Origin of the sequence: Actinokineospora sp. PR83 (genome assembly GCF_021056305.1) — a bacterium.
In the GTDB taxonomy this organism is placed as follows: Bacteria; Actinomycetota; Actinomycetes; order Mycobacteriales; family Pseudonocardiaceae; genus Actinokineospora; species Actinokineospora spheciospongiae.
In genome coordinates this window covers 108,822-125,684 of sequence record NZ_JAJCXD010000040.1, presented here as the reverse complement: position 1 = coordinate 125,684, position 16,863 = coordinate 108,822, and the positions used below count along the sequence as shown (strand labels likewise).

Below are 16,863 nucleotides of genomic sequence, written 5' to 3'. Positions count from 1 at the left end.
GGACTTCCTTCCACGAGAGGGGATCAGGCGGCGGGCACGAAGAACCCGCGCAGCACGGGCGGGAACGCGCCCGCATCGGCGGCGGCGCGGGTCAGCCGCGTCGTCACGTCGGTCAGGAGGGCCACCGCCGTCGCGCCCAGGCGCTCGTACGGCCGCCGGTCGAGCCGGTCGGTCGCCGCCTCCACGTCGTCGCGCAGCCGTGAGCCCGCAGCGGTCAGCTCGCCGGAGGCGCCCATCAGGCCGCGTTCGCGCAGCCGGTCCTCGGCCCCGGCCCAGTCCTGCTCGGTCCATCCCCGCTTGGCCATCACCACCGCCTTCGGCATCCCGGAGGGGCTGGCGCAGTGGCTGACCAGGGCATCCAAGCCGCCCAGCTCCGCAGCGCAGAGCGCGATCACGTGCCCGTCACCGCGGTGTTCGCGCAGCAGCGTGGCGCAGTGCCAGAGGGCCAGGTGCGGCTCCCGCGGAATCCGCAGGTCGGCGTTGCCGGAGAACAGCGGACGCCCCGGCTGCCGGCAGGCGTCGATCGCCCGGATCGCCAGCGTCGCGGCCTCGGCCACCTCCGGTGACCCGAGCAGCTCCGCGGGGAGCAGCCTGCTCAGCACGGCGTCGGCGGCGCGCAGCCGGGCGACCAGCGCCTCGCTCGGCGAGACCTTGTCCCACACGGCGGGCACGTGCCGCGCGACCAGGTCGGGGGCGAAGGCGTTGAACGCCGCCACCACGGTCCCCGGCCCCACTGCCCCCAGCGGGGCCGCCCGCCCGGCCAGGTAGGCGGCCATCGGGTCGTCGACCCCGTGCTCCGCGAGCTCCTCGTCCAGGTCCGGGGCGAAGTAGGCGATCGAGTGGAACGAGTTGAGCGCCTCGGCGCACCGGCGGGCGGCCGGGTTCACCGGTCCGTGCCCACGTTGCGGCTGTTGTACTTGAGCTCGTGCGGCGGTACGTCCGGTTCGCCGACGCCGAAGCTGATCACCCGGCGCGGGTGGATGCGGATCACCTCGTCGTCGAGGTCGGGGAAGACCTCGGGGGCCACGACGGTCTTCGCCTCACCGCGGATCTCCACGCAGCGGATGCGCCACGGGTCGGTGGACACCACGTCGTCGACCACGAGCGCGGCGCGGCCGTTGTCGGCGATGTTGCGGAACTTGCGGCTCGTGGCGAAGTTGAACCCGCCGATGTCGATCGTCCCCAGTTGCGGGTTGTAGCGGAAGCCAACGGGGTTGACCTGAACGGTGCCGTCGGGCTGGACGGTGGCCAACCTGCCGACCGGCTGGCTTGCGAGGTATGTCAGCTCAATCTCAGTGAATGCCATGCGAACCAATCCTTGCCGGGGGTCGGACTTGTCTGGCCATCGTGGCGGAAACCTCTTTTTATCGGCAAGACCTCGCATGTCATTTGTACCTGTGGAGATCGTCAAATCGTGGCTGACGGAGCTGCCCGGGCAAGGTTTGACATGCTTTTGAGAATTCGTTGTGGGGTGGCAGGTTGAATCGGGTCGCAGTCGCTGCCAGGGTCGATTGTGACTTTCTGCCACTATGGACAACCGGAGGAGACCGCCGTGCCAGAGGTGCCGACGCTGTTGCTGACATCGACCGAGACCGGGCTCGAGGCGCCCAGCTCCGCACCCGCGGGCCGGGCCGTCTTCCGGTCGGTGACCACCGCCGAGGGGCAGGGGTGGATCGGCCTGGCGCGCCTGGAGCCCGGGGTGGGGTGGCCGGAGTTCCGCGAGCGGCTCGCCGCCACCGTCTCCGACGACCAGGACCGCATCATCGAGGGGATGGCCGGGCTGGACCGCGCCGCGCACCTGCTCGGCGGCGCCGTCGTCCACCCGGACAAGCCCGCGGAGTTCACCGCCGACCTGGTCGAGGGCGATCACGTCCTGTTCGACTACCCCAGCACCGCCGCCGCTGGTGGAACACCCCGTTACCAGTTGTTGGACGTGACGGGGTCCGCGCCGGTCGAAGGGGGCGCACCGCAGGCCACCATCCGTTCGGTGCTGACCTCGGCGGGGCCGCGCTTCGAGCTGGCGGGCAGCCCGGTCGCGGGTGCGCCGTTGGGCTTCGAGAACGCGATGCCCCGGCCCTACCTGTTCGAAGCCGTGCTGTTCCCCATAGCCGACGACGTCACCGAGGACGTGCTGGCCGCCTACTTCGCGCAATTCGTGGACGGCAGTGGTGAGTGGCCGCCGGACCCGCCCTTCGGGCTGGCCGAGGGCACCGGCTGCCTGCCGCTGTCCGCGGGCCACTCGTCCGTGCTGACCCTGGCCGCGCCCGCCGGGCGGTACCTGGTCGCCGACTGGCTCAAGGACCCCAACGACGGGGTGCGGCTGGTCAAGCGCGGCCACTTCAGCGTCATCGAGCTGTCCTGACCCCGAGAGCGGAGGAGCGAGTCCCCATGACCGCGAGCGCCACCACGGTTGACGGCAGGCTGGCCGAACGTCTGGACAAGGACGAAATCAGCGAGCTCATCGACCGCTACCTGGTCACCCTGGACACCGCGGAGCTGTCTGACCGCGACCTGGCCTGGTACCGGCGGATCTTCACCGACGACGTGCGGCTGGTCTTCCCGATCGGCGAGCGCGTCGGTACCGAGGGCCTGGCCGAGTTCCAGCGCACCGCCCGCCTGGCCTGGCAGGCCACCCACCACGTCAGCGCCAACCACGTCGTCGACGTGGCGGGCGATCGTGCGACGGCCAGGGTCCAGCTCATCGGCACACATCTGGATTACGACACCACCGCCTCCGGCGTCGAGCACGCGCACCGCATGGACATGGGCGGCTACTACGACGTCACCGCCGTGCGCACGGACCGGGGCTGGCGCGTCGACTACCTGAGGTTCGTCGTCGTCTGGCTCTCCGGTGGCGGCAAACCCAACGCCAATTACTCCACCGCTCTCTGACGACCGCGCCACAGCGAGGCCCCGGGGTACGCCCCGGGGCCTCGCTCTTTGTGTGGCAGTGGGCGTTGACACTGGGTTTGCGCTGATTTTTCAGGCGATGCGTTCAGCGCTCTTGACGTTCGCCGTGTTTTCGGCGAAGAATGGTTGGCGGATCCGGTGGGAATCTTGTCCACGGAATTCTCAATTCACTTGATTGCAGACTTGTTTTGCGTCTGTCAGGTCTGGTCTTTGTTTTTCCGCGTTGTCGCTGGAGGCGGCGCGCGGCTGTGCGTGCCGTTTTCCGACGAGCCGAGGAGAGGTACATGGACGCACCAGTCATCGTCGTGGGGGCCGGGCCGGCCGGGCTGACGGTCGCCGCCGAGCTGCGCCTGGCCGGAGTCAAGGTGATCGTGCTCGAGCGGCTGCCCCGGCGGACGGGGCAGTCCAGGGGGCTCGGTTTCACCGCGCGCACCATGGAGGTGTTCGACCAGCGCGGGCTGCTCCCCCGCTTCGGCGAGGTGGAGACCAGCGACCTGGGTCACTTCGGCGGCATCCCGGTGGACTTCAGCGTCCTCGACGGTGCGGCGCAAGCCGCCAAGACCATCCCGCAGTCCACCACCGAGCAGGTGTTGGAGGACTGGGCCGTCGAGCTGGGCGCACAGGTGCGTCGCGGTTGGGCGCTCACCGGGCTGCGCGACACCGGCGACGGCGTTGAGGTCACCGTGGACAGTCCAGGTGGCGAGCGGGTGCTCACCGCGCGGTGGCTGGTGGGCTGCGACGGCGGCCGCAGTGCCGTGCGCAAGCTGGCCGGGTTCGACTTCCCCGGCACCCCGGCCACCATGGAGATGTTCCTGGCCGACATCAAGGGGGTCGACCTGGAGCCCAGGATGATCGGCGAGACCCTGCCCGGCGGCATGGTCATGGTCGGTCCGCTGCCCGACGCATCGACTCGCATCATCGTGTGCGAGCGCGGCGCCCCGCCGCAGCGCCGGACCGAGCCACCCGCCTTCGCCGAGGTGGCCGACGCGTGGAAGCGCCTCACCGGCGTCGACATCTCGCACGCCGAGCCGGTGTGGGTCAGTGCCTTCGGCGACGCCACCCGGCAGGTCACCGAGTACCGCAGGGGCCGGGTGCTGCTGGCGGGCGACTCCGCCCACATCCACCTCCCCGCGGGCGGGCAGGGCATGAACACCAGCATCCAGGACGCGGTGAACCTGGGCTGGAAGCTGGCCGCCGTCGTGCGGGGCGTCGCTGGGGAGGACCTGGTCGACAGCTACCACACCGAGCGGCACGCGGTCGGCCGCAGGCTGCTGATGAACACGCGGGCGCAGGGGAAGCTGTTCCTCAGCGGCTCCGAGATGCAGCCACTGCGCGAGGTCCTCGGCGAGCTGGTGCGCCACCGCGAGGTCGCGCGCCACCTGGCGGGCATGGTCAGCGGCCTGGAGATCCACTACGACGTCGGTGGCGGCAGCCACCCGCTGCTGGGTGCCCGGGTGCCGCGGGTGGGGCTGCGCACCGAGGACGGGCGGCAGACCAGCACCACCGCCCTGTTGCGCCAAGGCCGCGGTGTGCTCATCGACCTCGTCGACAACCCGGTCCTGCGCCGCCGCGCGGCGCCGTGGGCCGATCGGATCGACATCGTGACCGCCGCGCCCATCGAGGCGGACGGCGAGGACAACCACGTGACCGGCAGCGCCGCCGTGCTCGTGCGACCGGACGGATACGTGGCCTGGGCCGCGCCGGGCAGCCACGGGGACCTCCCGTCCGCGCTGCGGCGCTGGTTCGGGCCGGACAGCCACTGACACAGAGAGGACCGCACATGCACAGCACGTTGATCGTCGCCCGGATGCGCCCGGAGTCGGCGGACGAGGTCTCGGCGCTGTTCGAGGCATTCGACCGGACACCCATGCCTGAGCGGATGGGCACGCTGCGGCGACAGCTCTTCTCCTACCGGGGTCTGTACTTCCACCTCCAGGACTTCGCCACGGGCGACGGCGGCGAGCGCATCGAGGCAGCCAAGACCGACCCCCGCTTCGTGGGCATCAGCGAGGACCTCAAAGCGCACATCGAGGCCTACGACCCGGACACCTGGCGCTCGCCCTCGGACGCCATGGCCCACCGCTTCTACAACTGGAGCACGCGATGAGCGAGCGCATCGTCGCCATCACCGGCATCGGGGTCACCGCCCCGGGCGGCATCGGCGTCAAGGACTTCTGGAGCCTGCTGACCGACGGGCGCACGGCGACCCGCCGGATCAGCTTCTTCGACCCCTCCCCGTTCCGCTCGCAGATCGCCGCCGAGGTCGACTTCGACCCGGTGCTGCAGGGGCTGACCCCGCAGGAGGAGCGCCGCATGGACCGGGCGGCGCAGTTCGCGGTCGTCACCGCCCGCGAAGCGGTCGCCGACAGCGGGATCGAGTTCGACCGGATCGATCCGCACCGCGTGGGGGTCACCATCGGCAGTGCCGTCGGGGCCACCACCGGCTTGGACACCGAGTACCGGACCGTCAGCGACGCGGGTCAGCTCGCCCTCGTCGACCACCGCTACGCCGTGCCGCACCTCTACAACTACCTCGTGCCCAGCTCGTTCTCGGCCGAGGTGGCGTGGGCGGTCGGCGCGGAGGGCCCCAACACCGTCGTCTCGACCGGGTGCACCTCGGGGCTGGACGCGGTCGGGCACGCCACGGAGCTGATCCGCGAGGGGTCGGCCGACCTGATGGTCGCCGGGGCGACTGACGCCCCCATCTCACCGATCACGGTCGCCTGCTTCGACGCCATCAAGGCGACCACGCCGCGCAACGACGAGGCGGAGACCGCCTCGCGCCCGTTCGACGGCACCCGCAACGGATTTGTTCTCGGCGAGGGGGCGGCGGTGTTCGTCCTGGAGGAGCTCTCACACGCGCGGCGACGGGGCGCGCACGTCTACGCCACTGTGGCCGGGTACGCGTCGCGGTGCAACGCCTACCACATGACCGGCTTGCGCCCGGACGGGCGGGAGATGGCCGAGGCCATCCGCGTTGCGATGGCGCAGGCGGCGATCACGCCCGGCGCCATCGACTACATCAACGCCCACGGCTCCGGCACCCGGCAGAACGACCGGCACGAGACGGCGGCGTACAAGCGAAGCCTGGGTGCGCGGGCGCACGAGGTCCCGGTCAGTTCCATCAAGTCCATGGTCGGCCACTCGCTCGGTGCCATCGGCTCCATCGAGATCGCCGCCTGCGCGCTGGCCATGGAGCACGGTGTGGTGCCGCCGACGGCAAACCTGCGCACCCCCGACCCGGAGTGCGACTTGGACTACGTGCCGCTCACGGCTCGGGAGGCTGGGATCGACGCGGTCCTGTCGGTCGGCAGCGGTTTCGGCGGATTCCAGAGCGCGATGGTGCTGACCAAGCCGAAGGGCGGCCGGGCATGAGTGCGGCCGTCGTGGTGACCGGCCTGGGGATCGCCGCCCCCAACGGCATGGGCGTCGAGGACTACTGGCGGGCCGTGCTCGACGGGGTCAGCGGGATCGACCGCATCACCCGGTTCGACCCCGACAGCTACCCCGCGCTGCTGGCGGGCGAGATCAACGACTTCGCGGCGGCCGATCGGCTGCCGGGCAGGCTGCTGCCGCAGACCGACCGGATGACCCAGCTGGCGCTGGTGAGCGCGGAATGCGCGTTCGCCGACGCAGGGGTCGACCCGGCCGCCATGCCCGAGTACGACATGGGCATCGTGACCGCCTGCTTTTCCGGGGGGTTCGAGTTCGGCGAGAACGAGCTGCGGAACCTGTGGAGCAAGGGCGGGCAGTACGTCAGCGCCTACCAGTCCTTCGCCTGGTTCTACGCGGTCAACAGCGGTCAGATCTCCATCCGCAACGGCATGCGCGGTCCCAGTGGCGTCGTGGTCAGCGACCAGGCGGGCGGGTTGGACGCGGTGGCCCAAGCACGCCGCCAGGTTCGCCGGGGCACACCGCTGATGATGTCCGGTGGCGTGGACGCCACGCTCTGCTCCTGGGGGTGGGCGGCCCTGCTGACCAGCGGCAGGCTCAGCACCGCCACCGACCCCGACCGGGCCTACCTGCCCTTCGACGCCGACGCCGCGGGCCACGTGCCCGGCGAGGGCGGGGCGCTGATGGTCCTGGAGGACGCCGACGCCGCCGCCCGGCGCGGTGCCCCGCGGGTGTACGGGGAGGTGGCGGGCTACGGCTCGACCTTCGACCCGAGGCCGGGTTCCGACCGCGCGCCCGGCCTGCGCAGGGCGATCGAGATCGCGCTGACCGACGCCGGTGTCACGGCCGAGGAGGTGGACGTGGTGTTCGCCGACGCCGCCGCGGTGCCCGAGCTCGACCGGTCGGAGGCCGAGGCCGTCGCGGCGGTGTTCGGTCCGCACGCGGTGCCGGTGACGGCGCCCAAGACCACCACCGGCCGCCTCTACTCCGGCGGGGCGCCGCTCGACCTGGCCACCGCGCTGCTGTCCATCCGGGACGACGTCGTCCCCGCCACGACCGGCGTCCGGGTCCGCGACGACTACGAGATCGACCTGGTCACCGGGTCGCCGCGCACCGGCGCCCCGATCGAGGTCGCGCTCGTGCTCGCCAGGGGCCAGGGCGGCTTCAACTCGGCCGTGGTGCTGCGCGGTCACCACGGATGACCACCACCCGCACGAATGAAGGGATTCCCATGTCCGGCAAGAAGTTCGACATCGACGACCTCAAACGCATCCTCATCGAGGGCTCGGGCGAGCCCGACGGCCCCGGGATCAGCGCGGATCGGCTCGACGACGAGTTCGACCTGATCGGCTACGACTCGCTGGCCCTGCTGGAGACCACCGGTCGGGTGGAGCGCGAGTACGACGTGCGCCTCGACGAGACGCGGCTGGCCGAGATGAAGACCCCCCGCGATCTCATCGCGTTCGTCAACCAGCACATGACCCAGGCCGCCCCGTCAGCCTGACCGGCCACCGAGCACCAGGGAGGAAACCATGGCACAGCAACGGCACACAGCGCTCGTGACAGGGGCGACCAGCGGCATCGGCCTCGCGGTCACCGAGCTGCTCGCCGAGCAGGGGCACCGCGTCTTCGTGTGCGCCCGCACCGAGGAGGACGTCGCCACGCTGGTCAAGCAGCAGCGGGCGGAGGGCCGCGAGGTCGACGGGGTCGCCTGCGACGTGCGCTCCGGCGAGGACGTGACCAGGACGGTGGCCGCGGCCGTGGCCCGCTACGGCCGGATCGACGTGCTGGTCAACAACGTGGGCCGGTCCGGCGGCGGCGTCACCGCCGAGATCGAGGACGAGCTGTGGGACGACGTGATCGAGACCAACCTGACCAGCGTGTTCCGGGTGACCCGCGAGGTGCTCACCTCCGGTGGCATGCGCGCGGGCGACTGGGGTCGGATCGTCAACATCGCCTCCACGGCGGGCAAGCAGGGCGTGGTGCTCGGTGCCCCGTACTCGGCCTCCAAGCACGGCGTCGTCGGGTTCACCAAGGCGTTGGGCAATGAGCTCGCCCCCACCGGCATCACCGTCAACGCCGTCTGCCCCGGCTACGTGGAGACCCCCATGGCGCAGAAGGTCCGCCAGGGCTACGCCGCGGCCTACGACACCACCGAGGAGAGCATCCTCGCGAAGTTCCAGGCCAAGATCCCGCTCGGCCGCTACTCCACCCCGGCGGAGGCCGCGGGCCTGGTCGGTTACCTGGTGACCGACACCGCGGCCTCCATCACCTCCCAGGCGCTCAACGTCTGCGGCGGTCTGGGCAACTTCTGATCCCCGAGGAGGGTTCGATGACCACGCAAGAGACCAAGGTGACCCGCGAGGTCGAGCACGGCATCGATGTCGACGTCCCGGCGGACGCGGTCTACCGCATGATCGCCGAGGTCGAGAACTGGCCGTTGATCTTCCCGCCGACGGTGCTGGTCGAGCACGTGGAGCGCGGCGAGCACGACGAGCGCATCCGGATCTGGGCCACGGCCAACGGCGAGCCCAAGGACTGGACGTCGCGGCGGACCCTGGACCCGGTCCGCCGAGTGATCACCTTCCGGCAGGAGCGCTCGGCCGCACCGGTCGCGGCCATGGGCGGCGCCTGGGTGATCGAGCCGCGTGGAGCGGCGGGCTCGCGGGTGCGCCTGCTGCACGACTACCGCGCCGTCGACGACGACCCGGAGAGCCTGGCGTGGATCGACCAGGCGGTCGACCGCAACAGCCGCAGCGAGCTCGCGGCGCTCAAGCGCAACGTGGAGCAGGCGGCCGAGGCGGCCGAGCTGACGCTGAGCTTCGTGGACTCGGTGCCGGTCGAGGGGACGGCCAAGGACCTCTACGACTTCGTCAACGAGGCGGGGAAATGGCGTGAGCGGCTCCCGCACGTGGCCGCGGTGGACCTGCGCGAGACCACCCCCGGCCTCCAGGTGCTGCGGATGGACACGCTGACCAAGGACGGGGAGCAGCACACCACCGAGTCGGTTCGGGTGTGCTTCTCCGGCCACCGGATCGTCTACAAGCAGACGACCCTGCCCGCGCTGATGGACCTGCACACCGGGCGCTGGGACTTCACCGAGGACGGGCAGGGCACGACCACCGCCTCCTCCCAGCACACCGTGGTCGTCAACCGGGACAACATCGCCGCGGTCCTGGGTGAGCAGGCCACCGTGCAGGACGCGCTGCGCTTCCTGCGCGAGGCGCTGGGCGCGAACAGCCGGGCCACCCTGGGCCACGCCAAGGCCTACGCCGAGGCGCGGCGGTGACCGTGCGCGCGCGAGGCGGGTCGGACACGGACGTCGTGGTGGTCGGCGCGGGCCCGGTCGGCCTGCTGCTCGCGCACGACCTGCGTGCGGCCGGGGTCGGGGTCACGGTGCTCGAACAGCGCACCGAGCCGACGACAGAGTCCCGGGCGTCCACCGTGCACGCGCGCACGATGGAGCTGTTCGCCGAGCGGGCGCTGCTGGCTGAGCTGGACCCGGCGGGCCCGGGGGCGGGCGGGCACTTCGCGGGCCTGCCCCTGGACCTGGCCATCGCCGATGACGACCACCCGCACCGCGGGGTCTGGAAGGTTCCGCAGACCCGGATCGAGGCGGTGCTGGGTGCGCGGGTCGAGGCGGGCGGGGCCACGGTGCTGTTCGGCCACCGCGTCGTCGGCCTGGTCCAGCACGACGACCACGTCGAGGTCGAGGCGGTCGACCCACGTGGCACGCCGCTGCGGCTGCGCGCCGCCTACGTGGTGGGCAGCGACGGTGAGCGCAGCACCGTGCGGCGGCTGGCCGGGTTCGACTTCCCCGGTACCGAGGCGACCAGGGAGCTGCTGCGCGCCGACGTGATGGGCATCGACGTGCCCGACCGCCGATTCGAGCGCCACCCCGCGGGTTTGGCCATCTCCTCGCGGATGCCCGGCGGCGTGACCAGGGTCATGGTGCACGTGCACGGGGTCCAGCCCCGCGACCGCGCCGGGAAGCCCGAGTTCGCCGAGGTCGTCCGGGCCTGGCGCACGGTGACCGGCGAGGACATCGGCCATGGCAGGCCGGTGTGGGTCAACGCCTTCGGTGACGCCGCCCGGCAGGTCACCCGCTACCGCAACGGCAGGGTGCTGCTGGCGGGCGACGCCGCGCACACCCAGCTCCCGGTCGGCGGCCAGGCCATCAACCTGGGCCTGCAGGACGCCGCCGACCTCGGCGTCAAGCTGGCCGCCCGGTTGGCTCCCGGCGGCGGCGACGACCTGCTCGAGTCCTACCACCGCACCCGGCACGAAGCGGGCCGCTCGGCATTGATCGGCATCCGGGCCCAGGCCGAGCTGCTGCTCGGCGGCGAAGACGTGACCGCGCTGCGCGAGGTCTTCGCCGAGCTGCTGGAGCTGGAACCGGTGCGTCGTGACCTCGCCCGCGTGATCAGCGGCTTGGCCGCTCCCCGGGACGTCCCGGCCGACCCCGCCGGGGCCCCGCCCGCCACCCCCAGGAACGACAGGAGGAAAAGCATGGGAACGCTGGAAGGCAAGACCGCGCTCGTCACCGGGGCCAGCCGCGGTATCGGCCGGGCCACCGCGGTCCGCTTGGCCCGCGAGGGCGCGCTCGTCGCCGTCCACTACGGGCACGACGACACCGCGGCCAAGGAGGTGGTCACCGCCATCGAGAACGATGGTGGTGCCGCCTTTCCCGTCCGGGCGGAGCTGGGGGTTCCCGGCGACGTGCACGAGCTGTTCGTCGGCTTGGAGCGGGGTCTCAAAGAGCGCGTCGGCGGTGTCGGCCTGGACATCCTGGTCAACAACGCGGGCGTGATGGGCGGGACCGCACCGGAGGACCTGCGGCCGGAGCAGTTCGACCGGCTGTACGCGGTCAACGCCAAGGCCCCCTACTTCATCATCCAGCGCGCCTCGGACAACCTCGCCGAGGGCGGCCGGATCATCAACATCTCGTCCGGGCTGACACGCTTCGCCAATCCGCAGGAAATCGCCTACGCCATGACCAAGGGAGCGGTGGATCAGCTCACGCTGCACTTCGCCAAGCACCTGGGGGCGAGGGGGATCACCGTCAACAGCGTCGGTCCCGGCATCACCGACAACGGGACCCCGGTGTTCGACATCCCCGAGGCGGTGGACCAGATGTCGCGGATGTCGGTGTTCGGCCGGGTCGGCGCGACCGACGACATCGCTGCCGCCGTGGCGTTCCTGGCCAGTGGCGACGCCCGGTGGATCACCGGGTCGTACATCGATGCCAGCGGCGGCACGCTGCTCGGGGGCTGATGTGACGGGGTCCACGCCGGTGGCGATGAGCCAGGGGCACCGGGCGCTGCTGGTGGTGCTGGCGGGCAACATGTTGCTCGACGCCCTCGAGGTGTCGGTGTTGCTCCCGGCGCTGCCGGTGGCGGCTGCCGAACTGGGCGTGGGCGTGGTGGGCGCGCAGTGGCTGATGAGCGGGTTCGCGGCGGGGTTCGCCGTCTTCCTGCTGGTGGGACCCGCCATCGGCGCTCGCTGGGGCAGGCGCGTGCCCTATGCGAGCGCCCTGGCGGTCTTCGCGATCGCTTCCGTCGTCGGCGCGCTCACCGGGAGCTTCGCGGTGCTCGTCGCCAGCAGGGTCGTCAAGGGCGCCTGCGCCGCGCTGACCGCGCCAGTCGGGTTGGGCATCATCGGCGACGCCTTCCCGCAGGGGCGGGCACGCTCGCGCGCGGTCGGGGTGTACTCCCTGTTCGGCGCGGTCGGCTTCACCGCGGGGCTGCTGTTCTCCGGCCTGGTCTCGCTGGCGGGCTGGCGGTGGGTCCTGGCGTTCACCACGCCGGTGGCCGTGGTGCTCGCCGTCGCGGCTTCACGGGTGATCCCCGGCGGCGCACCCGCCGTTCCCGCCCGCCGCGGGCGGAGGGTGCTGCCCGGCACGTTCGTCAGGGCCGCAGTCGGGGCCGCCGCCCTCAACGGCACCTACCTCGGCTTCCTGCTCCTCACGACCTTCACCCTGCAACGGGACCTCGGCTGGCAGCCCTGGCAGGTGGCGCTGGGCCTGTTGCCCGCGTGCGTCCCGCTCGCCGTGTCCGCGCCGCTGGTGCGCGGGCTGCTCGCCCGTGTCGCTCCCGGGCGGCTCATCGCAGCGGGCACCCTCGCGGCCACGGTGGCCTACGCGTTGAGCCTGGTCCCGACCGAGCGGACGTCCTACGCGGGGGACATCCTGCCCGGGTTGCTGTTGATCGCGGCGGCGTTCGTCCTCTCGTTCGCCGCCTTCAACGCCGGTGCCCTGGCCGGGATCGACCCGGTGGACCGACCCGTCGCGGTCTCGCGCTACCAGTGCGGCGTGCAGTGCGGCGCGGTTGTCGCGCTGGTGCTGACCGCCGTGCTCAGGGAGCACACCGGGTCGGACCGGCCTGCCCTGCTCCTCTTGACCGTGTGCGGCGCGCTCTCCGTCGCTGTCGCGGTCCTCGGAAACCCGCACACCGAAGACCGGAGGTAAGGCCGTCATGACCGAGGTTCTCACTCAGTTGCAGGACAAACGCGCCGAGGCGAGTTCCGGCGTGGACCCCCTGGCCACCGAACGCCAGCACGCCAAGGGCAAGCTGACCGCGCGCGAGCGCATCGATCTGCTCCTGGACGAGGGGTCGTTCCAGGAGACTGAGCAGCTACGCAGGCACCGCGCCACCGGGTTCGGCCTGGAGGACCGGCGGCCCTACACCGACGGCGTGGTGACCGGCTGGGGGACGGTGCACGGGCGCACCGTGTTCGTCTACGCCCACGACTTCCGCATCTTCGGCGGCGCCCTCGGCGAGGCGTACGCCGACAAGATCCACAAGCTGATGGATCGCGCCATCGCGGCCGGGGCGCCACTGGTCTCGCTCAACGACGGCGCGGGCGCCCGCATCCAGGAGGGTGTGACCGCGCTGGCCGGGTACGGCGGGATCTTCCGCCGCAACACGCGCGCCTCCGGGGTGATCCCGCAGATCAGTGTGATGCTGGGCCCGTGCGCGGGTGGGGCGGCGTACTCGCCTGCCCTGACCGATTTTGTGTTCATGGTGCGTGACATCTCGCAGATGTTCATCACCGGGCCCGACGTCATCGAGTCGGTCACGGGGGAGCAGACCACGCAGAACGACCTCGGCGGCGCGGACGTGCACGGTGGGATCTCCGGTGTGGCGCACTTCGTCTACGACGACGAGCACGCCTGCCTGGAGGACGTCCGCTACCTGCTGTCGATCCTGCCTGCCAACAACCGCGAGATCCCGGTCGCCGGCACGGTCACCGACCCGGTGACGCGCCGGACCGACTCGCTGCGCGAGCTCGTCCCCGCTGACGGGAACCAGCCCTACGACGTGCGCGATGTGGTCGCTGAAATCGTCGACGACGGCGACCTGCTCGAGGTCAGCGCGGACTGGGCGGACAACATCGTGTGCGCGTTCGCGCAGGCGGGCGGTCACACCGTCGGGGTCGTGGCGAACCAGCCCAGGTCCATGGCGGGCGTGCTCGACATCCACTCCAGCGAGAAGGCAGCCCGGTTCGTCCAGTTCTGCGATGCCTTCAACCTCCCGCTGGTGACCCTGGTCGACGTCCCCGGCTTCCTGCCCGGTGTCACCCAAGAGCACGGCGGGATCATCCGCCACGGTGCCAAACTGCTCTACGCCTACTGCAACGCGACCGTCCCGAGGGTGTCGTTGGTGTTGCGCAAGGCTTACGGCGGCGCGTACATCGTGATGGACTCCCACTCCATCGGAGCCGACATCGCCCTGGCCTGGCCCACCAACGAGATCGCGGTGATGGGCGCGGAGGGCGCCGTCAACATCATCTTCCGGCGGGAGACGGCCGCGGCCGACGACCCGGGAACGGCGCGGGAGCAGCGCATCAAGGAGTACCGGGCGGAGCTGATGCACCCCTACTACGCCGCAGAGCGCGGCCTCGTCGACGACGTCATCGACCCGGGGGAGACCCGGGTGGTGATCATCCGGTCGTTGGACATGCTGCGCGCCAAAGACGTCGACCTGCCGCACCGCAAGCACGGCAACCCGCCGCAGTGACGGGTGGGAGGGGAGGGTGCACAGTGGATACGAATGGGGTGCAACCGCTGTTCAGGGTGGTCGCGGGCAATCCCGATCATGAGGAGGTGGCGGCGTTGGTCTCGGTGCTGACGGCCCTGTGCCACCGCCACGGCGCCGAACGACCTGCCCGCGACCGGCCTCGCCCCCGGTGGAGCAGGCCGGACCGGCATGCCGCCGCGGGCGGACCGCGTGGGTGGTCGAACCGGTGACCACCCCGGCAAGCGGGGTCCCCCGGCGAAGTCACCGGAGGTGTCCCCGGATGCCCGTGCGGGTGGCGAGGCCGGGGGATGTCTTGTGGATGTCGTCGGGGCGTTCCCGGCGGGTGCGCAGGCGTTGCGTGCCGTGACAACAGGCGATGGCCCGCTCGACGACCCACCGGACGGTGCCGACTCGGGGACCGCGGCGGGCGATTCGGGTGCCGATGTCCGTGTGCGCGATTCCGGCCGACGCTTGTTGTGGTCGTAGGTCTGGTCTCCGTGGACCACTTTCGGGTGGCGGGGCGTCCGACCCGCCCCCGGCGTGCAGTGCCGCGTCGAGCGGTGGTGCCAACCAGGTGGCGTCGTCCTGGTTGCCGTTGGTCGATCACCACGAGCGGCGCTGCGGGCATTTCCCGGGTCGAGCATTTCGCCGGAAACCGTTGACAGGACAACGACAGGTTGTGATGTGGTCATCGTCGGCCGGTGATGTGCAGGCACCACGCCAGGTACCCGCATACCACCCGCGTTGTTGCGCCAATGTCGTGCACGTGCTCGCGCTGACCTAGTAGCCTGACCGACGTGTCACAGGGGGAGCGTGGTAGTCGGTGCGATGGCCCCGACTCCTTTTCACGGCGACATGGGGGATTGCATGGCGGATACGGGCACTCGTTATCTCCGAACCCGGGGTGGGTTCGTTCGCACGATGCTCATCCGCTTCGAAGCCAGACGTGGTAGTTGGCTCAAACACCTGCTGTGCAGACACGGCCATGACGTCCAGGTCGTGGCGTCGGCACCGGAGGCCGCTGCGCTGGTTCCCGGCATGGACTTGGTGCTGGTCGAGGTCGGGGAGGGGGAGGAACCGCTCCAGCTTTGCCGTTCGGTCCGCGCCGCGGGCGACGTCGCGCTGATCGCCGTCTCCGGCGCGAACACCGAGCAGGAGCGATTACGGGTGTTGCGCGCAGGTTGCGACGATCACCTGTACTGGGACTGCGGCGCCGCCGAGGTGATGGCGAGGATCGACGCCGTGCTGAGGTGGGCGCGGCCTTCCGGTGGTGAACCCCAAGAAGTGGTCCACGGCCCGTTGCGCATCGAGACCGGCTCCCGCGAGGTGTCGTTGCACGGCGCTGTCGTGCACCTGACGCGCAAGGAGTACGACCTGCTGCACTTCCTGGCCATGCGCGCGGGCGTGGTCGCGGAACGGTCTGAGGTTCTGAGGACCATCTGGGGCGGGGACCTGCACGTCTCAAGCCGCACCCTGGATACCCACGTCAGCAGCCTGCGTCGCAAGCTGGGTCGCTGGATCTGCGTGACGGTCAAGGGGTACGGCCTGCGGATCGGCACCCCCGACGAACTCGACAGCACCAGCTGAGCGGGTCCGCGTCGTTGCCGACCCGCTCCGCGTCGGTTATCGCGCCCCGGCGAACACCACCTCGGCCAAGTGGTCGTGGGCGAAGCGGAAGCCCACACCCCGCTGGGTGTGGATCATGTCACCGCAGCCGAGCTTCCGACGGATGCTGTTGATGTGCGTGTCGATCGTGCGGCTGCGCTGCATCCAGGCGTTGTCGTCGTTCCAGACTGCGGCGAGGATCTGCTTGCGGTCGAAGGTGATGCCGGGACGAGAGGCCAGCAGGTGCAGCAGGTCGAACTCCTTCTTGGTGAGGTCGACCGCCTTGTGCCCCACCCGCACCTGCCGGGTTTGTGCGTCGATCATCAGGTCTCCGTAGGAGAGCGACTCCTTGGTGCCGCGCGGCTGGCTGCGACTGAGCAGGACGTTGATCCTGGCCACCAGCTCCAGTACGCCGAAATCCGGTGCCAGGCACATGTCCAAACCCGCGCGCAGGGCCAGGACGCGCTCGAACTCGCTGCTCCCGGAGAGCACGCCGATCAGCGGGACCTTGCTGGTCTCCCGGATGCGGCGGCACACCTCGGTGCCGTCGAGGTCGGGCAGGTCCAGGTCGAGGACCACCACGTCGGCCCCGTGCGCGCCCGTTATGGCGTCCCTGCCGTTGCCGGTGAGGCAGACAAGGAAGCCGATATCGGACAGAGCCTGTCTGGCCGACTCCGCGAGCGCGGAGTCGGAACCCACGAGGAGTACGCGAATCATCTTTCCCCCAACTAAGCTGGTTCGTTGTTCTGGTTGGTCCACTGTGGATTGTGGGTCCACCGAACTCTCCCCCGACTGCGTTGTCGGCGCCTGCGTGCAAGCCGAGCCGTGACCTCAGTCTCAAGACTGCGCGCGCCGTGCCCCGAGCACCCCGAATCATCGCTGCGGTGGGCGGGCGTTGTCACTGACCGGCCGCCTGCCTGCGGTCGTGCGCGGCAGG

The 16,863-nt window shown here is 70.9% G+C and carries 17 protein-coding genes; 14 read left to right on the top strand and 3 right to left on the bottom strand.

What is annotated here, in order from left to right:
- Positions 1–23 precede the first annotated feature (23 nt).
- Together L6E12_RS14245 and L6E12_RS14240 are read right to left on the bottom strand one after the other, a co-directional pair.
- Complete coding sequence (locus L6E12_RS14245; protein ID WP_236228384.1) at positions 24–887, bottom strand: hypothetical protein; 864 nt, start codon at positions 885–887, stop codon at positions 24–26.
- The gene (locus L6E12_RS14240; protein WP_236228383.1) at positions 884–1,306 is read right to left on the bottom strand and encodes a PPOX class F420-dependent oxidoreductase; all 423 of its coding nucleotides are present in this window, start codon (positions 1,304–1,306) and stop codon (positions 884–886) included. The genes L6E12_RS14245 and L6E12_RS14240 overlap by 4 nt, the downstream gene beginning before the upstream one ends.
- A 246-nt stretch (positions 1,307–1,552) precedes the next feature.
- Here L6E12_RS14240 and L6E12_RS14235 point away from each other — a divergent pair, with 246 nt between their 5' ends.
- The 14 genes from L6E12_RS14235 (at position 1,553) to L6E12_RS14170 (ending at position 15,908) form a co-directional block, all read left to right on the top strand.
- Complete coding sequence (locus L6E12_RS14235; RefSeq protein WP_236228382.1) at positions 1,553–2,362, top strand: hypothetical protein; 810 nt, start codon at positions 1,553–1,555, stop codon at positions 2,360–2,362.
- A 26-nt stretch (positions 2,363–2,388) separates the two neighbouring features.
- A complete protein-coding gene (locus tag L6E12_RS14230; protein ID WP_236228381.1) occupies positions 2,389–2,892 on the top strand; it encodes a nuclear transport factor 2 family protein in 504 nt (167 codons plus the stop codon).
- A gap of 140 nt (positions 2,893–3,032) precedes the next feature.
- Positions 3,033–4,673, top strand: a complete 1,641-nt coding sequence (locus tag L6E12_RS14225; RefSeq protein ID WP_255683167.1) for an FAD-dependent monooxygenase — start codon at positions 3,033–3,035, stop codon at positions 4,671–4,673.
- A 17-nt stretch (positions 4,674–4,690) separates the two neighbouring features.
- Positions 4,691–5,017, top strand: coding sequence for a TcmI family type II polyketide cyclase (locus tag L6E12_RS14220; RefSeq protein ID WP_236228379.1), 327 nt, complete (start codon positions 4,691–4,693; stop codon positions 5,015–5,017).
- The gene (locus L6E12_RS14215) at positions 5,014–6,285 is read left to right on the top strand and encodes a beta-ketoacyl synthase (RefSeq protein ID WP_236228378.1); all 1,272 of its coding nucleotides are present in this window, start codon (positions 5,014–5,016) and stop codon (positions 6,283–6,285) included. Before L6E12_RS14220 ends, L6E12_RS14215 begins: the two co-directional genes overlap by 4 nt.
- Complete coding sequence (locus tag L6E12_RS14210) at positions 6,282–7,505, top strand: ketosynthase chain-length factor (RefSeq protein WP_236228377.1); 1,224 nt, start codon at positions 6,282–6,284, stop codon at positions 7,503–7,505. Before L6E12_RS14215 ends, L6E12_RS14210 begins: the two co-directional genes overlap by 4 nt.
- Before the next feature lie 29 nt (positions 7,506–7,534).
- On the top strand, positions 7,535–7,807 hold the full coding sequence (locus tag L6E12_RS14205) for an acyl carrier protein (protein WP_236228376.1): 273 nt from the start codon (positions 7,535–7,537) through the stop codon (positions 7,805–7,807).
- Between the two features lie 28 nt (positions 7,808–7,835).
- Positions 7,836–8,618 carry an SDR family NAD(P)-dependent oxidoreductase gene (locus L6E12_RS14200; protein ID WP_236228375.1) on the top strand — a complete coding sequence of 261 codons (783 nt, stop codon included), beginning with the start codon at positions 7,836–7,838 and terminating at the stop codon, positions 8,616–8,618.
- Between the two features lie 17 nt (positions 8,619–8,635).
- Entirely contained in the window at positions 8,636–9,592 is a 957-nt protein-coding gene (locus tag L6E12_RS14195) for an aromatase/cyclase (RefSeq protein WP_236228374.1), read from the top strand.
- Complete coding sequence (locus tag L6E12_RS35380) at positions 9,589–11,577, top strand: SDR family oxidoreductase (RefSeq protein ID WP_308074874.1); 1,989 nt, start codon at positions 9,589–9,591, stop codon at positions 11,575–11,577. The genes L6E12_RS14195 and L6E12_RS35380 overlap by 4 nt, the downstream gene beginning before the upstream one ends.
- 25 nt (positions 11,578–11,602) lie before the next feature.
- The gene (locus L6E12_RS14180) at positions 11,603–12,769 is read left to right on the top strand and encodes an MFS transporter (RefSeq protein WP_236228373.1); all 1,167 of its coding nucleotides are present in this window, start codon (positions 11,603–11,605) and stop codon (positions 12,767–12,769) included.
- 7 nt (positions 12,770–12,776) lie between these two features.
- Positions 12,777–14,321 (top strand): acyl-CoA carboxylase subunit beta, encoded by a 1,545-nt coding sequence (locus tag L6E12_RS14175; protein WP_236228372.1) that lies wholly within the window; start codon positions 12,777–12,779, stop codon positions 14,319–14,321.
- On the top strand, positions 14,318–14,551 hold the full coding sequence (locus L6E12_RS35705; protein ID WP_374201873.1) for an acyl-CoA carboxylase subunit epsilon: 234 nt from the start codon (positions 14,318–14,320) through the stop codon (positions 14,549–14,551). The genes L6E12_RS14175 and L6E12_RS35705 overlap by 4 nt, the downstream gene beginning before the upstream one ends.
- Positions 14,552–15,242: 691 nt before the next feature.
- Positions 15,243–15,908 (top strand): response regulator transcription factor, encoded by a 666-nt coding sequence (locus L6E12_RS14170; protein ID WP_236228371.1) that lies wholly within the window; start codon positions 15,243–15,245, stop codon positions 15,906–15,908.
- 36 nt (positions 15,909–15,944) lie between these two features.
- Here the strand turns inward: L6E12_RS14170 and L6E12_RS14165 are convergent, their stop codons facing one another.
- The gene (locus L6E12_RS14165) at positions 15,945–16,625 is read right to left on the bottom strand and encodes a response regulator transcription factor (RefSeq protein ID WP_236228370.1); all 681 of its coding nucleotides are present in this window, start codon (positions 16,623–16,625) and stop codon (positions 15,945–15,947) included.
- Between the last annotated feature and the right edge of the window lie 238 nt (positions 16,626–16,863).